Source organism: Cyanobacterium sp. T60_A2020_053, from assembly GCA_015272165.1.
In the GTDB taxonomy this organism is placed as follows: Bacteria; Cyanobacteriota; Cyanobacteriia; order Cyanobacteriales; family Cyanobacteriaceae; genus Cyanobacterium.
Genome location: JACYMF010000067.1, coordinates 16599 through 35158, shown reverse-complemented (window position 1 = coordinate 35158; position 18560 = coordinate 16599). Strand labels below are relative to the sequence as shown.

At 33.9% G+C, this 18560-nt stretch carries 14 protein-coding genes; 9 read left to right on the top strand and 5 right to left on the bottom strand.

What is annotated here, in order from left to right; all coding sequences use genetic code 11:
• Positions 1-120: 120 nt before the first annotated feature.
• The 6 genes from IGQ45_10040 to rlmB all read left to right on the top strand — a co-directional run bounded on the left by IGQ45_10040 (position 121) and on the right by rlmB (position 5708).
• A complete protein-coding gene (locus IGQ45_10040) occupies positions 121-1167 on the top strand; it encodes a DUF4238 domain-containing protein (GenBank protein ID MBF2057538.1) in 1047 nt (348 codons plus the stop codon).
• 270 nt (positions 1168-1437) lie between these two features.
• Positions 1438-1596 carry a helix-turn-helix domain-containing protein gene (locus tag IGQ45_10035; GenBank protein ID MBF2057537.1) on the top strand — a complete coding sequence of 53 codons (159 nt, stop codon included), beginning with the start codon at positions 1438-1440 and terminating at the stop codon, positions 1594-1596.
• Positions 1597-1746: 150 nt separating this feature from the next.
• Positions 1747-3609: a phosphodiester glycosidase family protein gene (locus IGQ45_10030; protein ID MBF2057536.1), complete on the top strand. Its 1863-nt coding sequence runs from the start codon at positions 1747-1749 to the stop codon at positions 3607-3609.
• Positions 3610-3729: 120 nt separating this feature from the next.
• Complete coding sequence (locus tag IGQ45_10025) at positions 3730-4182, top strand: helix-turn-helix domain-containing protein (protein ID MBF2057535.1); 453 nt, start codon at positions 3730-3732, stop codon at positions 4180-4182.
• On the top strand, positions 4175-4768 hold the full coding sequence (locus IGQ45_10020; protein MBF2057534.1) for a PIN domain-containing protein: 594 nt from the start codon (positions 4175-4177) through the stop codon (positions 4766-4768). The genes IGQ45_10025 and IGQ45_10020 overlap by 8 nt, the downstream gene beginning before the upstream one ends.
• A 115-nt stretch (positions 4769-4883) precedes the next feature.
• Positions 4884-5708 (top strand): 23S rRNA (guanosine(2251)-2'-O)-methyltransferase RlmB, encoded by an 825-nt coding sequence (rlmB, locus tag IGQ45_10015; GenBank protein ID MBF2057533.1) that lies wholly within the window; start codon positions 4884-4886, stop codon positions 5706-5708.
• A 67-nt stretch (positions 5709-5775) separates the two neighbouring features.
• Here rlmB and stpA read toward each other — a convergent pair whose 3' ends face one another.
• Positions 5776-7047: a glucosylglycerol 3-phosphatase gene (gene stpA, locus IGQ45_10010; protein MBF2057532.1), complete on the bottom strand. Its 1272-nt coding sequence runs from the start codon at positions 7045-7047 to the stop codon at positions 5776-5778.
• A 277-nt stretch (positions 7048-7324) separates the two neighbouring features.
• A complete protein-coding gene (locus IGQ45_10005; protein ID MBF2057531.1) occupies positions 7325-10651 on the bottom strand; it encodes an AAA family ATPase in 3327 nt (1108 codons plus the stop codon).
• A gap of 290 nt (positions 10652-10941) precedes the next feature.
• Here IGQ45_10005 and IGQ45_10000 point away from each other — a divergent pair, with 290 nt between their 5' ends.
• The 3 genes from IGQ45_10000 to IGQ45_09990 all read left to right on the top strand — a co-directional run bounded on the left by IGQ45_10000 (position 10942) and on the right by IGQ45_09990 (position 15591).
• Entirely contained in the window at positions 10942-12249 is a 1308-nt protein-coding gene (locus tag IGQ45_10000; GenBank protein ID MBF2057530.1) for an ABC transporter substrate-binding protein, read from the top strand.
• A gap of 361 nt (positions 12250-12610) precedes the next feature.
• On the top strand, positions 12611-13393 hold the full coding sequence (locus IGQ45_09995; GenBank protein ID MBF2057529.1) for an ABC transporter permease: 783 nt from the start codon (positions 12611-12613) through the stop codon (positions 13391-13393).
• Positions 13390-15591, top strand: coding sequence for a bifunctional diguanylate cyclase/phosphodiesterase (locus IGQ45_09990; GenBank protein MBF2057528.1), 2202 nt, complete (start codon positions 13390-13392; stop codon positions 15589-15591). Before IGQ45_09995 ends, IGQ45_09990 begins: the two co-directional genes overlap by 4 nt.
• Positions 15592-15598: 7 nt before the next feature.
• Here IGQ45_09990 and IGQ45_09985 read toward each other — a convergent pair whose 3' ends face one another.
• From IGQ45_09985 to IGQ45_09975, 3 genes are all read right to left on the bottom strand, one after another.
• The gene (locus IGQ45_09985) at positions 15599-16111 is read right to left on the bottom strand and encodes a gamma carbonic anhydrase family protein (protein ID MBF2057527.1); all 513 of its coding nucleotides are present in this window, start codon (positions 16109-16111) and stop codon (positions 15599-15601) included.
• Positions 16112-16142: 31 nt separating this feature from the next.
• Positions 16143-16943 (bottom strand): septum site-determining protein minC, encoded by an 801-nt coding sequence (locus IGQ45_09980; GenBank protein MBF2057526.1) that lies wholly within the window; start codon positions 16941-16943, stop codon positions 16143-16145.
• Between the two features lie 516 nt (positions 16944-17459).
• Positions 17460-18485: a phosphoribosylformylglycinamidine cyclo-ligase gene (locus tag IGQ45_09975; GenBank protein MBF2057525.1), complete on the bottom strand. Its 1026-nt coding sequence runs from the start codon at positions 18483-18485 to the stop codon at positions 17460-17462.
• Positions 18486-18560: the final 75 nt, after the last annotated feature.

The window sequence follows — 18560 nt, the reverse complement described above, 5'->3', positions numbered from 1 at the left end:
CATGTACGGTTTTGTATGGGAGGGGAGTGAAGCGATTCACTTCTCGACCCCTAATGAGTTTTTACTTTGTTTGATCTTTTTTTATTCATTATTACTGAATTAAGTTTTTATTAAGAAAATATGACGATAAAAAATCACCATATTGTTCCAGGTGTGTATCTTAGATATTTTTCTTGTAATTCCCAAGAAAAGAGAGAAAAGAGAACTATTTTTTCGATTAATCTTACTAAATGTCCATATAAAATTGAACCAAAAAAGATAGACAAGCTAACTAAAAAGCATTTTTATTCTTTTAGGAAAAATGATCAACAAAAATATGATGATACAATAGAAGTTAGTAATCAAAAATATGAAAATGAATGGACTGTAATAGTAGAAGAAATAAAAAACTTAGTTGCTCAAAATCAAAATAATTTATTTTATAACTTTAGAACTTTTGAAAATAATGAACTGTCTTTTAAACTCAAACAATCAATTGCAAACTTTTTTTGGAGAGTCGAAGCTAGACGTATGGAAATTGATTGTTTTTTTCGATTTCAGCTAAGTTTAGAAAAAAAGTCTATAGATGAAAAAGAGTTAAAAATAATGACTAAAGCACACCATTTAAGAGAAATGGGATTAATGGTTGGAAGAACTTTTCTTTCATTTTGTGAAAAAAAAATTTTTATAGTTTTTAGTCCAATACCAATTTTTATTGCTTCAGATAATCCTATTATTGCAATGGATGGTGATCAGCATACTCGTACCAATATATTAAATCCAAAGTCTATAATATTTTCTGCTATTACTCCTAAAATTGCTGTACTAATAACTCCTTGTAAAAGGTATAAACATAATTATTCTTCTATAAATGACATAGAAAAAATGCTTAAAGTTAATAGCAAAAAAAATATTAACTCTAATATTGATGAAGAAATGATATTGAAGAAAATTAATTTCTGTAATCAAATCGAGTTAAAATCTGCAAATTATAATTATAAATATGTACACATGAATCCTATGTTAATAGAAGCAAAGGATTGGTTATTTTCAAACAATCAACAGTTATTGAAAGATTGTTTACATCTTATGCCATTAAGAGCAAAATACAGACCCAGAATAATCAACTATCCTAGTATCTTTGTATCGTCAAGAGTCAATTTTTTAAATGAATGTCTGAAAGAATAATATTCAAATTAAAGAAAAGTAAAACAGTTAGTTATGTTCCTTATAATAGTTCTAGTTTTAGAAGTAGATATTAATAAATTAGAGGTAAGAAAATTAGAAAAAATTGACTTATAATTCATAGCACATGATATGGACAAAGTATAAGTTAATGTTCTCTGGATTTGCTTTAGTGGCACAGAAATTTGATATTTTAAGTACCGTAATTTTGCTCTTAAAACATTTTTCTAAACTACAAAAATAGGTACTATAAAATAGGCTAATCGATATTGAATGAGGGGTACTTTGGAGCGCGCAAAAGAGCGATTAAAACACACCAACCAGTCTTTGCTTGAGATTGCTTTGGAATGTGGTTTTGATAGTCATAGTCATTTTACTAGACAATTTAGAAAAATCACGGGGATAACTCCCATAGGCTTTCGCCGGAACTAAGAATCTGTTTGAAAAGTCTGATTGAAAGAAAAAATCAGATTTTAGTTAACAAAAAACTAAGGTTTGAATACACTAGCTTAATAAATTTAATGGTATATATCCAGTAAATATAAACTTTTTTAACTCTCAGACTTTTTCCTTATTTTTAATATGAAAAAAACTACTCTTAATTTAACAAAACTTCTCTTAATTACTTCTTTGACATCAATTTTTAGCACTATTAATAATTTTAATATTAGCACCGGAGAAATTATTAAACCGATCAGCGCCCGTCAAGAGGTTTTAAATGTATTAACACAAGGAGAAAAAACTTTAATTAATAATCGAGAAATTAACTTGCCTTGGGTACAATTACAAGAAGGAAATCAAACCTATATTGGCATTAGTGATGTAGCATTACAAAATTTTTTAGGGGTAGAATTATTAAATAATACTCAAGTTAACCAGCAACCTATTCAATGGTTTAATACTTATGTAAATTTACCAGTTCTTTTTCTCAATCCTTATCGTTATTTAGACACTCGTAATTTGCTTAATAATACTAATATTAGTTTTTCTGTAGAAAATGATATTTTAAAGATTAATTTTCCTAATCCTGAAGTTAAACAAATTTCCGAAAGTCAATCAGGTCAAGAAACAAGATTAATTATTGAATTAAGTAATAACACTTTTTATCGAGTTCGTCAAACCAAAGAACAAGCAATTATTACCTTAGAAGCCCAAGCCAACCCTAGTTTAATTACACCAATTAATAATCGACCGAATAATCCTTTAAATGATAGTAATTTATTAGAAGATGAAGGAGAGGGTAGTTTAGGAATAGAGGCAGACAAGTTACAAGGAAAATCACTTTTTACAGTGGCAGAAAATAACGGACAAACTTTAGTCACAATTAACTTACCTCAAGGTAGTAACATTAAAATTAATTCGTCTCCCCCTAATCGTTTATTTGTTAGCTTAAAACCTGATGCTTTAACACCCAAAACTATTCGTTGGAGTGAGGATATTTTATGGGAACAAAAATACCTTAATATTAATAGTAGTAACTTTTTTATATCAACAATTAAAGTTAATTTACGCAATGGTAACTTGAATTTACGCCCCATTACCAGTAATGATACAGGTATGATGGGCATAGCGCCCCTCAAAAATATCGCACAACCCCGGAGGGCGCTATTAGCCATTAACGGTGGTTTTTTCAACCGTAATAATCAATTACCCCTCGGCGCCCTCAAAACTGGCCAAAATTGGCTCAGTTCCCCTATACTTAACCGTGGGGTGATGGCATGGGATGATCGAGGTAATGTGAAAATCTCTCGTTTACAATATGAAGATACTATCACCAGTAATCGAGGGACGAGTCTTACCTCTAATTATGTCAATAGTGGCTATATTAAAGCCGGAGTGGCTCGTTATACCCCCAGTTGGGGACGTAGTTACACTACTTTAAGTGATAATGAAGTGGTGATGGTGGTGGAAAATAACACCATTTGGGAAAGAATTGAAGTAAGTAAAGCTGGAAGTCGTAATATTACTATACCTCTTAATGGTTATTTATTGGTATTTCGTAGCGCTCGTTCTTTTGCAGATCGTCTGCAAGTTAATGATAGGTTAACTATTAGCACAAAAACTAATCCGGCTGATCTAGCCAACTATCCCCATATTTTAGGTGCTGGTCCTGTTTTATTACAAAATAGTCAAATAGTGCTAGATGGTGAAGGGGAGCAATTTAGTCGGGCATTTAATCAACAGCGCGCTTCTCGTAGTGGTGTGGCGGTGGACAGAGATGGTAATTTATTATTAGTAGCGGTGCATCAAAGGGTGGGGGGCGCTGGACCTAGTTTAACGGAGTTTGCTCAAATTTTACAACGTTTAGGTGCTATGTCAGCGCTTAATTTAGATGGTGGTGGTTCTAGTCAAATATATCTCGGCGGTGATGTCATTGATCGCTCAGGGGCGCTGGTGAGTAGAATTCATAACGGTTTAGGCTTGTTTGAGGGCGCTGGAAATTAGGTTTGATTGGCAGTAGTGTGGAGAGGTGAAAGGCAATGTTGAAAACAGCGCCCTCTCCCTTGAAATAAGCACTTAAGTGATTTGTAGCATTTATAGCATTTATGATATACTGATGATGGAATGAACAGAATTGCTTATAAAAATATCATGACAATAAAACTAACCGCATCAGAAGAAATAAAGCAAGTTGCTCAGAATTTTTTAGCTAATAAATTGAAGATTAACATTGAAAAAATAGCAGAAAATGAAACAGTAAATTTACCTGTTGATTTACTTAATTTTATGGAGCAAATACTCTATGAAGTTGCTCAAGGTCACTCTCTTATCTTAGTTCCTAATAGTCAAGAAATTTCAACTACAAAAGCATCAGAAATATTAGAAGTTAGTCGTCAATATTTAATTGATTTACTTGAATCAGGAGAATTACCAATTCCTTTTCGAAAGGTAGGAAAACATCGTAGATTAAGAGCAGAAGATGTTATTAATTATAAAAACAAAATTGATGAACAAAGACTAAAAAATCTTGCAGAATTAGCCCAACAAGCCCAAGAATTAAAGTTAGGTTATGAATAAAATTGAGCAAATTTTTTATCACCGCAAGGTAACGGCTGTACTTGATTCCTGTGTCCTTTTCCCTGCTCAACTCCGAGATATTTTCATGCACTTAGCATTGAAAAGAATATTTCGTCCTAGATGGAGTGACCAAATTCATGATGAGTGGATTCGTGCGGTGCTAAATAATCGCCCTGATTTGACTAATCAACAATTAGAAAAAACTCGATTTTTAATGAATTCTAATGTTGTTGGTTGTCTCATCAAAAACTATGAAAATTATATCCCGAAGATTAATTTACCAGATGAAAAAGATCGTCATGTGGTAGCTGTTGCCATAAAATCAAAGGCAGATATAATCGTCACATTTAATCTCAAAGATTTTCCTAAGCAGGAGTTAAATAATTTTAATCTAATTTCTTTACATCCTGATATTTTTCTCGAACAATTATTAATTAATAATAGAGAAAAATTTATTAATGCTCTTGAAGAACAAATAAAAATGTTAAAGAATCCTCCTATTTCTAAACAAAAATTTATTAAAATTTTGCATAAAAGCAGATTATCTCAAACTGCTACTAAATTACAACAAGAGTTTTGGAATTAAAATCAATATCTATACGGTTTTTCCTCTCCATTATTACTTTTTACTTCTTACTTAAAAAGCGCCCTCCACCGTTACCAAATAAATTAGGTTAAAATAAATATTTTAACGATCAGAAATGATGAAGAATACACCAAAAATTAATAAACCCATCGTAAAAAAACCAGCGCCCTCCACCCCAGAAACAGAGGAAATAGACATCAATCAAGACTTGGTATATGGGTGTTATCCAGTGTTGGAAGTATTAAAAAATGAGCGCCCGTTAAACCGTATTTATGCCACCACGAAAATTCTCCATGATGCGCGTTTTAGTGAATTATTACAAGATGCCAAGGGGAAGGGCGCTGTATTGGATGTTGTGGATAATAAAAGATTGAGTCAGGTGACTAATTTTGCCAATCATCAAGGCATTGCTATAACCGTTGCGCCTTATGAATACTTGGAATTAGCGGATTTAATTCGTCAGGCAAAACAGGCAAAAAATGACCCCGTAATTATTATTGCCGATGGTATAAATGATCCTCACAATTTAGGGGCAATTATCCGCACCGCCGAAGCCTTGGGAATGCAAGGCTTAATTATTCCTCAGCGCCGTGCGGTGGGTGTTAACTCCACTGTAATGAAAGTGGCGGTAGGGGCGCTGGAGCATTTTCCCATTGCTAGAGTAGTAAATTTGAACCAAGCTATTAAGGAATTACAAGAGGCTGGATTCTGGATTTACGGCACAACCATGGAGACTAATAACTACTTACATCATACTAAAATGACAGGGGCGCTGGGTTTGGTGGTGGGCGCTGAAGATAAAGGTATTAGTCAATCGGTGGCGAAATCTTGCGATTTTCTCGTTTCCATTCCCATGACGGGAAAAACCCCCAGTTTAAACGCCTCTGTTGCTACCGCTATTTGTCTTTATGAAATTTTGCGCCAAAGAATCAAGGGATAATGAGAGGAATGTAGAAGTAATTGTTTTCTTAATTCTCAATTCTAAATTTTTTCTCCCCTTTGCCCTTTTAACTTTGCCCTTTTTGATTGGCAACATCAATTAAAAAGTTACAATATTGCTGATAACCGTTAGGAAAAACTACATTTAAAGTTAAAGAATCATCAGCATCTCGATCATCATTAGGTCCAGAAATTACCTTGATTTCCCCTTCAATTTCTGCTAATTTTAACGGCTTACGGTTTTTAATTTCTCCTTGTGAACTGTCAATATATACCACCGCCGAATCAATATTTAATTTATTGCCTAAATTGTTAATTAATTGTAAAAAATTACGATCACTGCCTCCCCTTTTAACATCTTTTTTTCCATTGTTTTCCATCACTAAACTATTAACAGTGTCACCCACACCCATAATAAAAGGCATAAATTTAGGATCAAAATTATCAATAATTAAATTTAATAAATCATCTAAATTATGAGGCGCCCTCCGCACATTAAAATCATCACCGAGAGGATATTTACCCGTTTGTAAAAAATAGTAATAATTGAGAATAAATAAAACTCCAGCTTCTTTCACAGCGCCCGTCACCATAAACTGAAAATCAGTAGTACCAGAATCATTTTCGGTGGCAGGGCGCACAATTTCTAAACCATTTGCATCTCGACCTAAATTAGGCGCATAATGAATAAAAAATGAATTATTTAAACCTTGCTTAGTGGCAGAGTCTAATAAAAAATTCATTAAAGATTCCATATCTTTTTGTAATTGTAAATAAAGATCATTTTTACCCTGTAATGCTTCATAAAAAGTATTTAAGTTGATAGTAGGAGAAACAAAGTTATCAAGGATTACAGCGTCAATAATACGATCTTTTTCTGCTTCAGTAAAAAATGGACAATGTTGCTGACAAAATTGCTCAAGTTTTTCCCTCGCAATATGAGGAATTGAGGCTAAAAAATCTAATTCTTTTGTGGTTACTCCCGGATGAGAAACATTACCATAATTATCTTGCCATTGCACACCTCCCCCTGCTAAACCGGGTAAGTAATAGTCTTTTTTTTCTACGGTGGAGGGCGCTGATTTTTCGATAATTTTATTAACTCCTCTTTTGCCGATATGCTCACCATTTGTTAACACAAAAAAATGACCTGATAACTTTTTAATACATTGCACATATTGCCAATTAATCACCCGATCTAAGGGGTTTTTAACCAGTTTCATACAAACGCCATCTAGGTCTTGTATTATTAAAATATTTTCTTGGTTAATTAATTTTTCTTTTAATAAACTATGATTCAAAGACAAAGATAAGTCTTTTATTTGTGCAATGCTACTCATAATCGTACGAACCCTTAACGTCTTTTTCATTGTATAGCATGATGCAAAACACTAATTAGGGGTTACTGAAAAATGGTTGCAGTGAGCAATGAACTATGAATTATATCAAGTTCGCTTGATCAGCCGAAGGCTGCCGCTGCGCGATCACTTACAAATTAGCAATATTTTAGTTCAATTTATTGAACGAACTACCAGTAGGCGTATAATTCATTACACGGTAAAGCAACTACGAAGATACTAAGGTAAAAATAGCAAAAATTGTTACATCGAACTGAGGTTATGATCTATTTTGCTTTTCCAAACAAAAAGCTACCCTATCCCATCTTTCTAACTGTTGCCAACAAATCTCAGCATTTTGCCATTCTTGACAATTTTCATAACAAACAGCGCCCCTCTCCGTCTCCCCAACTCTCAACCACGCTACTGCTGACTTCTTCCACTGCTCTAAATCCTGCCATAATTCAGCTAATTGCCACCATCTTTGTTGTTTTTCTAAGCAAAAAGCCACCTTTTCCTCTTTTTTTAAGTGTCGCCAACAAAACTCAGCCTCTTGCCAATACCCCCCTTTCTCATAACAAACAGCGCCCCTCTCCGTCTCCCCAACTCTCAACCACGCTAAAGCCGACTTCTTCCACTGCTCTAAATCCTGCCATAATTGCGCCAACTCTCGCCATTTCTCCTGTTTTTCCAAACAAAAAGCCACTTTGTCCCATCTTTCCAAATATCGCCAACAAATTTCAGCCTCTCCCCAGTCTTGAGATTTTTCATGGCATAAGGCTTTTTGTTCAAGAGGGTTGACATTTACCCATATTTGTGCGGCTTGTGACCATTTCTCTTGTTGTTCTAGGATAACAGCAACATTATGCCAAGATTCTAACTGCGTCCATAATTGCAAAGACTTATCAAGATTATTTGCCCTTTGATAGCAACAAGCGGATTGATATATTTGACCACTTTTTAACCAGTTTTCTCCAGCTAACTCCCACTTATTTTGATACTGACAACAAATAGCAACCTCATCCCACTTACCTAAAATCTGCCAACATTCCTCCGCTTTTTGCCAATTTTGCACTTTCTGCCAACAAATAGCAGAAGATTCCCAATTACCAGCCTTATACCAACACTCCCCAGCCTTTTCCCAGTCCGAGAGTTTTTCCCACAAAGAAGCAACACGATTCCACTCCTCTAATTTCGACCACATCCCTACAGATATAGAGAAATCACCATTTGGCAAATATATTTCATCCGCTAATTGATAACATTTTTTAGCATCTTTTTTCCGCCCTTTTTGTAGTAATTTATCCCCAGCTAACTCATAGCTTTGCATTTTTAGTAAACATTCTATTTCTTGTTTGAAATTATTAGCTTTTTGATAAAAATTAACAGCTAAATCATATTCATTTTTACTCCAAAAATAATTAGCCCTCAACTCACAATCTTCTGCAGACAAAGAAGACCATTTTTTTGGCCACAGATTTGGATCAATTTCTCCCCAACAACGATAAGCATTATCAAAACTATTAATTTTATCCCAATAATCTCCTGCTAATTCCCATTTTTCTTCCCCCTCATTTAATAAAGCATAAACTCGATTAACTCCTTGTTGATCGCCAATTCTTTGTAAAATTTGTAAAGCAATTTTATAACTTTTTGTTGTACCTTGTTTTATATATTCTTCAATAGCTTCTCTCATTTCTCTTTCACTTTCATAAGAAGCAAATAAAGTTTCTAAGGTATAAACTTCTCCTTGAGAAACTAAATTTTTAAGCGATTCATTTTGCCAAAAATTGACAGCAGTTTCATCATAAAAAAATAGACGATTTCTAGCTCTTGTTATGCAAACATATAAACAATTATATTTAAAACGATTTAACTCATTAATTTGTGCATTTTGACGATTTGTCCAGCTATGAAAACTATCAAAAAAGTTCCATACTAAAACTTCATCAAATTCTAATCCCTTAATTTCTTGAATAGTTAAAATTCTTTCACTATCGAGAGGAAAATAAGGAGCTAATTTTTCTTTTTCGCTCTCATCACTAACAATAATGGCATTTTTAGTTCCGAAAGTTTTTTTATCTTCAAAGGTTGGTAATGGTGATGAAGAAAGAATTAAAGGTTTATGATCTGATTGTAACCATGTTTCTTGATGAATTAAAGTTGTTTTTTTATCTAAATTTTCTTGAATAAGATCAACTATTGCTGAACCTAAATTAACGATACCATTAACTGAACGAAAATTAATTGTTAATTGTTGTGGTTCTATAATTGCTTGTATCTCTTCCCATTGGGGTAAATTCCAATAATTTTGCCAAATAAGAGATTTAATTTTATCCCAACTAAAACCACTAGGATTAATAGTTTGTGCTGGGTCTCCTGTTAAGAAAAATTGTGGTAAACTATGACCATAACTATTGACAATTAAAAATTTTAAGATTAATTGAATTTCTATTTCTGTTAAATCTTGAATTTCATCACAATAAATTTGTTGATATTTACCTTTATATTCCTGCGAAATTTCTTTTAATAAGTAATGAGTATAATCTAACTCATCCCAATATTCATGATCATTTAACCATTTTTGATATTGAGTAAATAATTGGTAAACTTTTTCTCTATCTATATCAGAAGGTAAAGTGCTTTGAGATTGTCTTGCTTGATATATTTCATAAGAAATCAAATTATTTTCTGTTTCTTGGGGGATGATTGAACCTTTTAATAAATGTCTAATTTCTTGCCAAAAAGAAATAGGATTAAGATTATTTATTTTCGATATTCTAGTTTGATAAAATTCCTTAATAAAGCGGGTGATATTGATTTTATTTTCTGGAATAAATTTATCAATATTTATTTGATATTCTGTACTGATTTGCTTACAAAAATGATAATAGTCAATATTAATTAAACTATCTAATTTTTCAGGGTAAATACGTTCAATAATACTTTGAGCATATCTAGTTAAAGAAGAGTTATAAGTAATATATAAAACCTTAGCGTTAACTTGATTTTTTTTATATAAATGAGCGTGACGTAGGGCAGAATAAATAGCAATAGATGTTTTACCACTTCCTGCACTTCCTGTTAATAAAATTGGCAAGTTAGGCTTTTGATTAATAATTTGATATTGCTGTTTTGATAAAATTAAATCGGGGTCTTGTTGATGTTGAGGATTGATTATATAAGAGCAAAAATCATTTTCTTGGTAACTAAAATCACTCTCATTCATACTTAATTCAGTATTTTGCCAAAGATGTTGTTGATTAATAGTATCTTGTAATTCTTCTTCGTTTAAACTTTCTATATCTTCGATGGTATATTCACCAATTCCATCAATATAATATGTGTTTCTATCTAAACCATCGTGAGGAATAAAATCAACAATTTTTAATTGATCTCGATTGGTTAATGTGGCAATGATGCGATAATTGAGATTGTACCTTATTCTAAAAACCGTTTTTTTTCCTTCTACAGTTATTTTTTTGATTTGTTGAGCTGATTGAGTTTTATGGGTAATTCTTCTAATTTTTGAGAGGAAAATACTACGTTGTTGAGGAGTTAAACATTGTATTTTGTGCCAAACACGAAGGGAAAAAATAATATTCATAATGCACCTTGAGATAAATTACTCCCAAGACTATTTTAAAATATTATTAGCATTTAAGATTAAGGTGGGTAAAAGAGCCAACGAATCAGATATAAACAATAAGTCAATGGGCTTAAGCTCATTCTTAACCGTTGTCTTATGACTCAAACCTTTAAATATTCACTATCTGCACCAATAAACTTAAACTTACCCATCTATTTTCTTAACTCCGATTTTTGAAAAAATTTGTTAATTAATGAAAGTTTAGCTATAAAATTTTAACTAAATCTTAACTTTGATGACAATTACCTATGAAAAATCGTAAATTAAAACTATTTTTAACACTTTTGGTTAGTTTAAACTGGTTTACCGTGGGCTGTGGTTTATTTGGCACAACTAGCGAAAATGGAGACACTGGCAATAATGAAACCCCCGTCAGTGATGATACCTTGCGGTTGGGGGCGCTGTTTCCTACTACGGGAGATTTGGCTTCTTTGGGTTCTAATATGCCTGTAGCGGCGCAATTAGCGGTAGATACAGTTAACGCTTGTGGCGGTGTTAATGGTAATCCTGTGACCTTGATAAAAGAAGATGACCAAACCGATCCAGTGGCAGGTAGTGAAGCCATGACGAAATTAACGGAAGTGGATCGAGTCCATGGGGTGGTAGGATCATTTGCTAGTAGTGTTTCTACGGCTGCGCTAGATGTGGCGGTAAGAAATAAAGTGATGTTGATTTCCCCGGGTAGCACTAGCCCCGTTTTCACGGAAAGGGCGCAGAATGGGGAATTTAATGGATTTTGGGCGCGCACCGCCCCATCCGACAGTTATCAAGCCCCAGCTTTGGCTGCCCTCGCTAGACAAAAAGGTTTTCAAAATGTTTCGACGGTAGTGATTAATAATGATTATGGGGTAGGATTCGAGCAGAAATTTCAGGAGTCTTTTAAAGATTTAGGAGGTACGATCCTAAATGAAGCGAATCCCGTGCGCTATGATCCTAAAGCGACAACTCTGGATACGGAAGCGGCTTCAGCTTTTGCTAATAATCCTGATGGGGTAGCCGCCATCGTTTATGCGGAAACCGGTAGTTTATTATTACAATCTGCATTTAAGCAGGGGTTAATGGATGGAGTAACGGTGTTGTTGACTGATGGGGTTTATTCTGATGATTTTGGTCAACAAATGGGCAAAAAAACTGATGGTACTTCTATTGTGGAGGGCGCTTTAGGCACAATTCCGGGCGCGGATGGTGAGGCGCTGGAGATGCTGAGGGCGCTATGGCAAGAAAAAATTGGTACGGAAATGAGTGCATTTGTACCTCATTCTTGGGATGCTACGGTATTATTGATGTTAGCGGCGCAATCTGCTGGAAGTAATAATGGTGAAGCTATTAGGGATAATATTAAGTTAGTATCTGGTGGTGAAGGTACACCTGTAAGTGATCCTTGTCAAGCGCTGGAGTTACTCAAGAATGGTGAGCAGATTAATTATCAGGGCGCTAGTGGTAATGTGGATATTGATGATAATGGCGATGTCATCGGTGTTTATGATGTTTGGACTGTTAATGCTGATGGTAGTGTGGAAGTGATTGATACTATTGCGCCCATTATTCAAAATTAGATGAAGGGGCAAAGGATAATTGACAATGGACAATTGATAAGCTAAGACGCATTTAACTTGCCATTTTATATCAAGTTCGTTTGATCAGCCGAAGGCTGCCGCTGCGCGATCACTTATAAATTAATTAAAATAATCTTAGTTCAATTTATTGAACGTAATTCCGTTGGTTCCGTGTAATTCATTACACGGTGGGATGTAGGATGAAGATATTATGTATTTATAACTAATTATCAGAACGTAATATTATAAGGTGTTGAAAATAACTCAAATGCTTACCGATTGCCTCTTGCCTATCTCCACTAATACATTTAATTGCAAATTAGCTTAATATTTACCTGTCACAATAATTCACATCAAAAAAATGAATTTTAGTAAATATTACTATGAAACAAGCGCCCTCAGCCAGAGAATTTTAACGGAATTAATTAAGCGCAAAAGGAGTTTAATTTTTTGGTCAATTTTTCCTCTTTCTATTCTATTTATCAACGGTTATATTCTCTCGGAAAGGGCAAATTTAGAACTATCAGAAGCCTTTAAATTAAGCGCGCCTACCAGTTTGACGGGCGCTGCTTTATTCTTTAGTTGTCTGGGTGGTAGCGTTTCTACAGTAGTTTCGGAAAGGGAACAAAAAACCCTCAAGCGTTTATTTATTTCTCCTCTTAGTGGTGTTTCTTATTTCTTAGGCATATTTTTGGCTCACTTTTCTATGGGGATGGGGCAAACAATTTTAGTTTATTTTACCTTATTTTTATTAGGAGAAACTATCGAAGGCTCTGTATTTTTAGGGCTAATTATTCTTTTTCTAAGTATTGCTAGTTATGTAGGAGTGGGCTTAATTTTAGGCACAAATTTGGCAAAAAGAACAGAAGATGTTAATGCTATTGTTGCTACTTTTGGAGTACCATTGTTAATTATTGGAGGAACTTTTTTACCTACTTCTCTATTTCCTGATGGGTTATTAAAAATTGCTCAATTTAACCCTATATTTCACATGAATGAAGCCATGATTCAGTTGTGGGCAAATGGAGATAGTTTTAATGACATTAAAAATCATTTTTGGTTTTTATTAGTTTTCTCTATTATGATGATGATTAGTGGCTGGTTTTCTTATTATCGTATGATTCAAACTGAAAAGACCTTATGACTAATTTATCACCTCAACCGCCCTCATTTTTATCAAAAAAATTTCAGCGTTTTTTAATAGTGTGCAATGCTAAACTATCTCGAAGATTAGTATTTTTAATTTTTCTGAGTATTATTGCTATTGAAATTATTATTTTAATTCCTTCCCTAAGAAATAAAGAAAAAGAATTATTAAATCAAGTGGAATTAATTTCGGATACTAAAATTCAATTAGTTACCGTTAATTTCACTTCTTTTTCTGCCATGGATATTCTTGATTTATTAATGGCTAAAACTAATAATCAATATGGGGTGAAGGGCGCTGGAATTTATGAAATAAAAAGTCAAAATAGAGTTAATGGCTTCGGTGAAATAAATATTAGTCAATCATTTTTGAATGAAATTATTGATGAGAAAATACAATATCGAAAAAAGTATAATGATTCTTATGAATTGGGATATATTATTAATTTTAATAATCAAGAATATTTGTTAATTATTAACTACGATATATCTTCTCATGGTCGTGAATTATGGCTTTATTTCTTAAGAATTACTATCTTAATTATTATTATTTCTATTTTCGTTACTCTTGCTACTTTCATGGCTTTAGGTCCTAATATTATTAATCCTATCTTAAGATTAAGAGAAGATTTAATTAAAGCAGGAAAATATTTAAGTAATGCCTCTCCCGAATGTCCTGAGTTTAGTTCTTTAAATTATCCTTATCATAATGAATTACAAGATGTTATCATAACTTTTATTCAAATGTATGAACAGGTAAAACAAGGAATTTTAGCTCAAAAAAATTCAGAATTACAGTTACAAGAATTAAACAAACAATTAGAAACTAGAGTTAAAGAAAGAACTGAAGAATTAGAACAAATAAACCAACATTTAGCCTACCAAGCCTACCACGATGAATTAACAGATTTAGGGAATCGGGCGCTGTTATTTGAACGTTTGAATAAATTAATCAAAAACGATAACAAAAATAGATTTTTTGCTTTATTATTTCTTGATTTAGATAACTTTAAAATAGTTAATGATAGCTTAGGACATAGTACAGGGGATATTTTATTGCAAAAAGTTGCCGAGCGTTTTAGGAAATTTAGTAATTATTTAACAGTTCGTCTAGGAGGAGATGAATTTGCAATTTGTTTAGATAAAATTAGTAATTTATCGGAAGCTGTGGACATTGCCAAAAACATTATTGCAGGTTTTAAACAACCATTTATTATTAATAATCAAACTGTATTCAGTAATATTAGTATCGGTATTACTACTAATGAAAATAATTATGATAATGTAGGGCAAATGATTAGGGATAGTGATGTGGCAATGTATCAAGCGAAAACAAAAGGACAAGGTAATTATGCTATTTTTACTACTGAAATGCATCAAGCAATTACTAAAACAATGGAATTGGATCGAGAATTAAGAAGAGTAATAAATAATCTTGATAGTCAAGAAAATCAAACAGAATTTGAGTTGTTTTATCAGCCTATTATTGATATAAAAAGTAATAAAATTATTAGCTTTGAAGCCTTAATTCGTTGGCATCATCCTGAATGGGGTTTTGTCTCTCCAGCGCACTTCATCCCACGCACAGAGGAAACGGGTTTAATTTTACCGTTAGGTAGTTGGATATTCCGTCAGGCTTGTAATCAAATGAAGCAATGGCTTAATGATTTTGCTGATTTTGCTCCAAAAAATATTAGTATTAATGTTTCATCATTTCAATTCAATGATGTTAATTTGTATCAAAATTTATTAACTACGATAAATTTAGCACAATTAGAAGGGAAAAATGTCAAAATTGAAATTACAGAAAGTTCTTTAATTAATCAAATGGATATAGTAAAAGCAATTTTATTAAAATTTAAAGAACATCAAATTACTATTTCTTTAGATGATTTTGGCACAGGTTATTCCTCTTTAAGTTATCTTCATGATTTACCTTTTGATACCATAAAAATTGATCAATCTTTTGTCAAAAATATCAATGATTCTCAAGAGAGTGAAAAAATAGTCCAAACTATTATTAGTTTAGCCCATAATTTAGAAAGGAATGTCATTGCCGAAGGAGTAGAAACAGAAAAAGATTTAGATAAATTAAAAATTATGGGTTGTGATTTTGCCCAAGGATATTTTTTTAGTAAACCAGTTAATTCTATATCGGCAACGGCTTTAATTCAAAAATTTAATCTTGGCAAATAAGGCTTTATCAAATAAAACCATTATCATTACTTTTGCCATTATGAAATAATCCTAATTGAGCATATTTTTTGGCGTGTTTAATTAATTCCTCTGCTTCTTCCTCAGTTATGGCGCGCGCCTGTCGTGCGGGAATACCTACCATTAAACTACGAGGGGCAACATCTTTAGTGACAACCGAACCAGCACCGATAATGGAGCCTTCTCCAACGGTAACACCATCGAGAATGATTGCCCCAATACCAATTAAACAGCCTTGGGCGACGTGCGCTGAGTGGATCACAGCACGGTGTCCTACGGTAACGTAATCTTCTAATATGGTAGGTTTACCCGGGTCTCCATGAATGATAGCACCATCTTGAATATTAGTGTAATTGCCGATGATAATTTTTTCTACATCGCCCCTTACCACTGCACCATACCAAATACTAGAATTTTTACCAATGATAACATCACCCATAATACTAGCATTGTCTGCAATGAAAGCAACTTCAGGAAAATCAATTTGAGTTAATTGTTTCATAGTAATCATATAAAAAACTCGAGTTGTGAGATTAACTAATCCAACATTGTTGTTGAGCGTCAAAGCTGTGAATTTTATTGAAATAAACAGCGCCCCTAATCCTAATTCCTTGTAAGCCGATGTAAGCAACTTCCGCCATATTATCTTCTGGAGGGGTATCCGGCGCCCGTGCCACCAACTCAGCAATCCTGATTTGAGTTGGAATCAGTCGTAAAGCCATAATCAGCGCCCGTCTATCGCCACTAGCCCCGGCATGGGCAATACCTTTTAGACTACCCCACACATAAACATCTCCTCCAGCAATAATACTTGCCCCGGGGTTAACATCCCCTCGCACAATGACACTACTGGGATGGATAATTTCTGTGCCTGAGCGTAAAGTATTTTTTAAGTACAAAGGTTCTGCTAAATCTTGGCTAGTTTCAGCAGTGGCAAACAGGGAAATATTCGCATCCTGTTGCACCGAGTAACCGGCACTAGCGCCCGCCACCGCAGTTTGACGGCGTGTAGTGATGATTAAATCCAGTTTTAGTTTAATTTGCTCTAAAATCTGCTCTAATTCCTTGATTTGCCTACTATCCAATAATCGATCTTGCGCTTCGAGGTGCGCTTTAGTTTGCTCTAACCATGATTGATCAATTTTTGGTAATCTCCCTTTAAAATCATCCATCAAAATTCTCCAAGCCGAGCCTTCCATCACACGGATTGACGGTAATGTGATATAAACAATATCCCCTTTTTTGCGTAAGTGGATTTGTTCTTTTACGGCGAGGAGAGGGGCGCTGGGAGATTCCACTTCCTCTGGTAACTCTTGATTTTCTGTTTCAGTCATGGAATTTTAGGGTAAAAGGGCAAAGTTATGTCAAGTTCATTTAATCACTTATAAATCGGTTAAAAACAATCTTAGTTCAATTTATTGAACGAGATGTCATTAGCCGTGTAATTCATTACACGGTGGGTAAATTGCGAAGATGCAATCTTTTTCTAACTAATTAATTATCCGAACTTGATATTAAAAGGGCAAATTTTCAATTCTTCTAAGACTTTAGCATAACTAAAGATTTGATTCTCATATCCTAATTAGGGGTTGCTGAAAAAGTATTTTGGTGAGGGGGAGGTGTCAGGTTTCGGGTGTCAGGTTTCGCGGTGAAATGCTCATAAATTAAAGAATTAAGCCAAATAGTTAGTTTTCATAAATTGCTCATTTGTATCAATAATTTTTGATTAGGGGATCAGAAATACAGATTTTTTGGCAAAAAAAGATTATTTTTGGCACTTTTTTGAGTTTTATTGTGCTTAAAACCTTTATTAGACAAGGGTTTTGATTTATTCAGCAGACCCTAATTAATTACTCAACAAATTTAATCTCTTTATCACCCTCAATAATTTCCCCCATACAAAAACAATCAATATCTTGAGATTCAAAATAACTTAATGTTTCCGTTTCACAATCAGGAGAAACAATCACCACAAAACCCACTCCCACATTAAAAGTATCTAACATATCAGCTAACTTCACATTACCCATTTTTGCCAACCACCGAAAAATTGGCGCAAATGCCCAACTACTCAAATTTACCTCCACCGTCAGATGATCTGGTAAACAACGGGGCAAATTCTCAGGAATCCCTCCCCCCGTAATATGTGCCATGGCTTTAATACCAACATCCGCTTTCAGCGCCCCTAACACTGGTTTAACATAGATTTGGGTGGGAGTGAGACAAATTTCCCCCAAACTTTTTCCCCCCAATTCTGAGGGTTTATCTTGCCAAGTAAGGTTATTAACCTCGATAATTTTGCGTACCAAAGAAAAACCATTACTATGAATACCACTACTAGCAAGGGCGATGGCTTTATCCCCTACCTTGACATTCTTACCATCTAAAATTTTACTTTTTTCTACCACTCCCACACAAAAACCCGCTAAATCATACTCTCCTGCTTGATAAAAACCGGGCATCTCCGCCGTTTCACCCCCCAAAAGCGCACATCCACTTTGCCGACAACCTTCCGCAATACCCATCACCACTTCCTGTAATTGGGTGGGGTTTAACTTACCCGTAGCAAGATAATCAAGAAAAAATAAAGGTTCAGCGCCCGAAGTAAGAATATCATTAACGCACATAGCCACCAAATCTATGCCTACCGTATCATGACGATCCATTTGATGGGCAATTTTTAATTTTGTGCCAACTCCATCCGTACCAGAAATTAATACCGGTTGCCGATACCCTGTGGGCATCTCAAAACAACCACCAAAACCACCCAATCCGCCCAAAACTTCGGGGCGATAAGTACTTTTTACCGCTTCCCCAATACCATCAACAAATTCTCTCCCCGCTTGAATGTCCACCCCAGCTTGTTTGTAATCCATTTTTCTCTCTTTATTGATAACTTTAAATTATCACGAACATTAGCTTTATTAATATATTCACTATTACTTATCAAA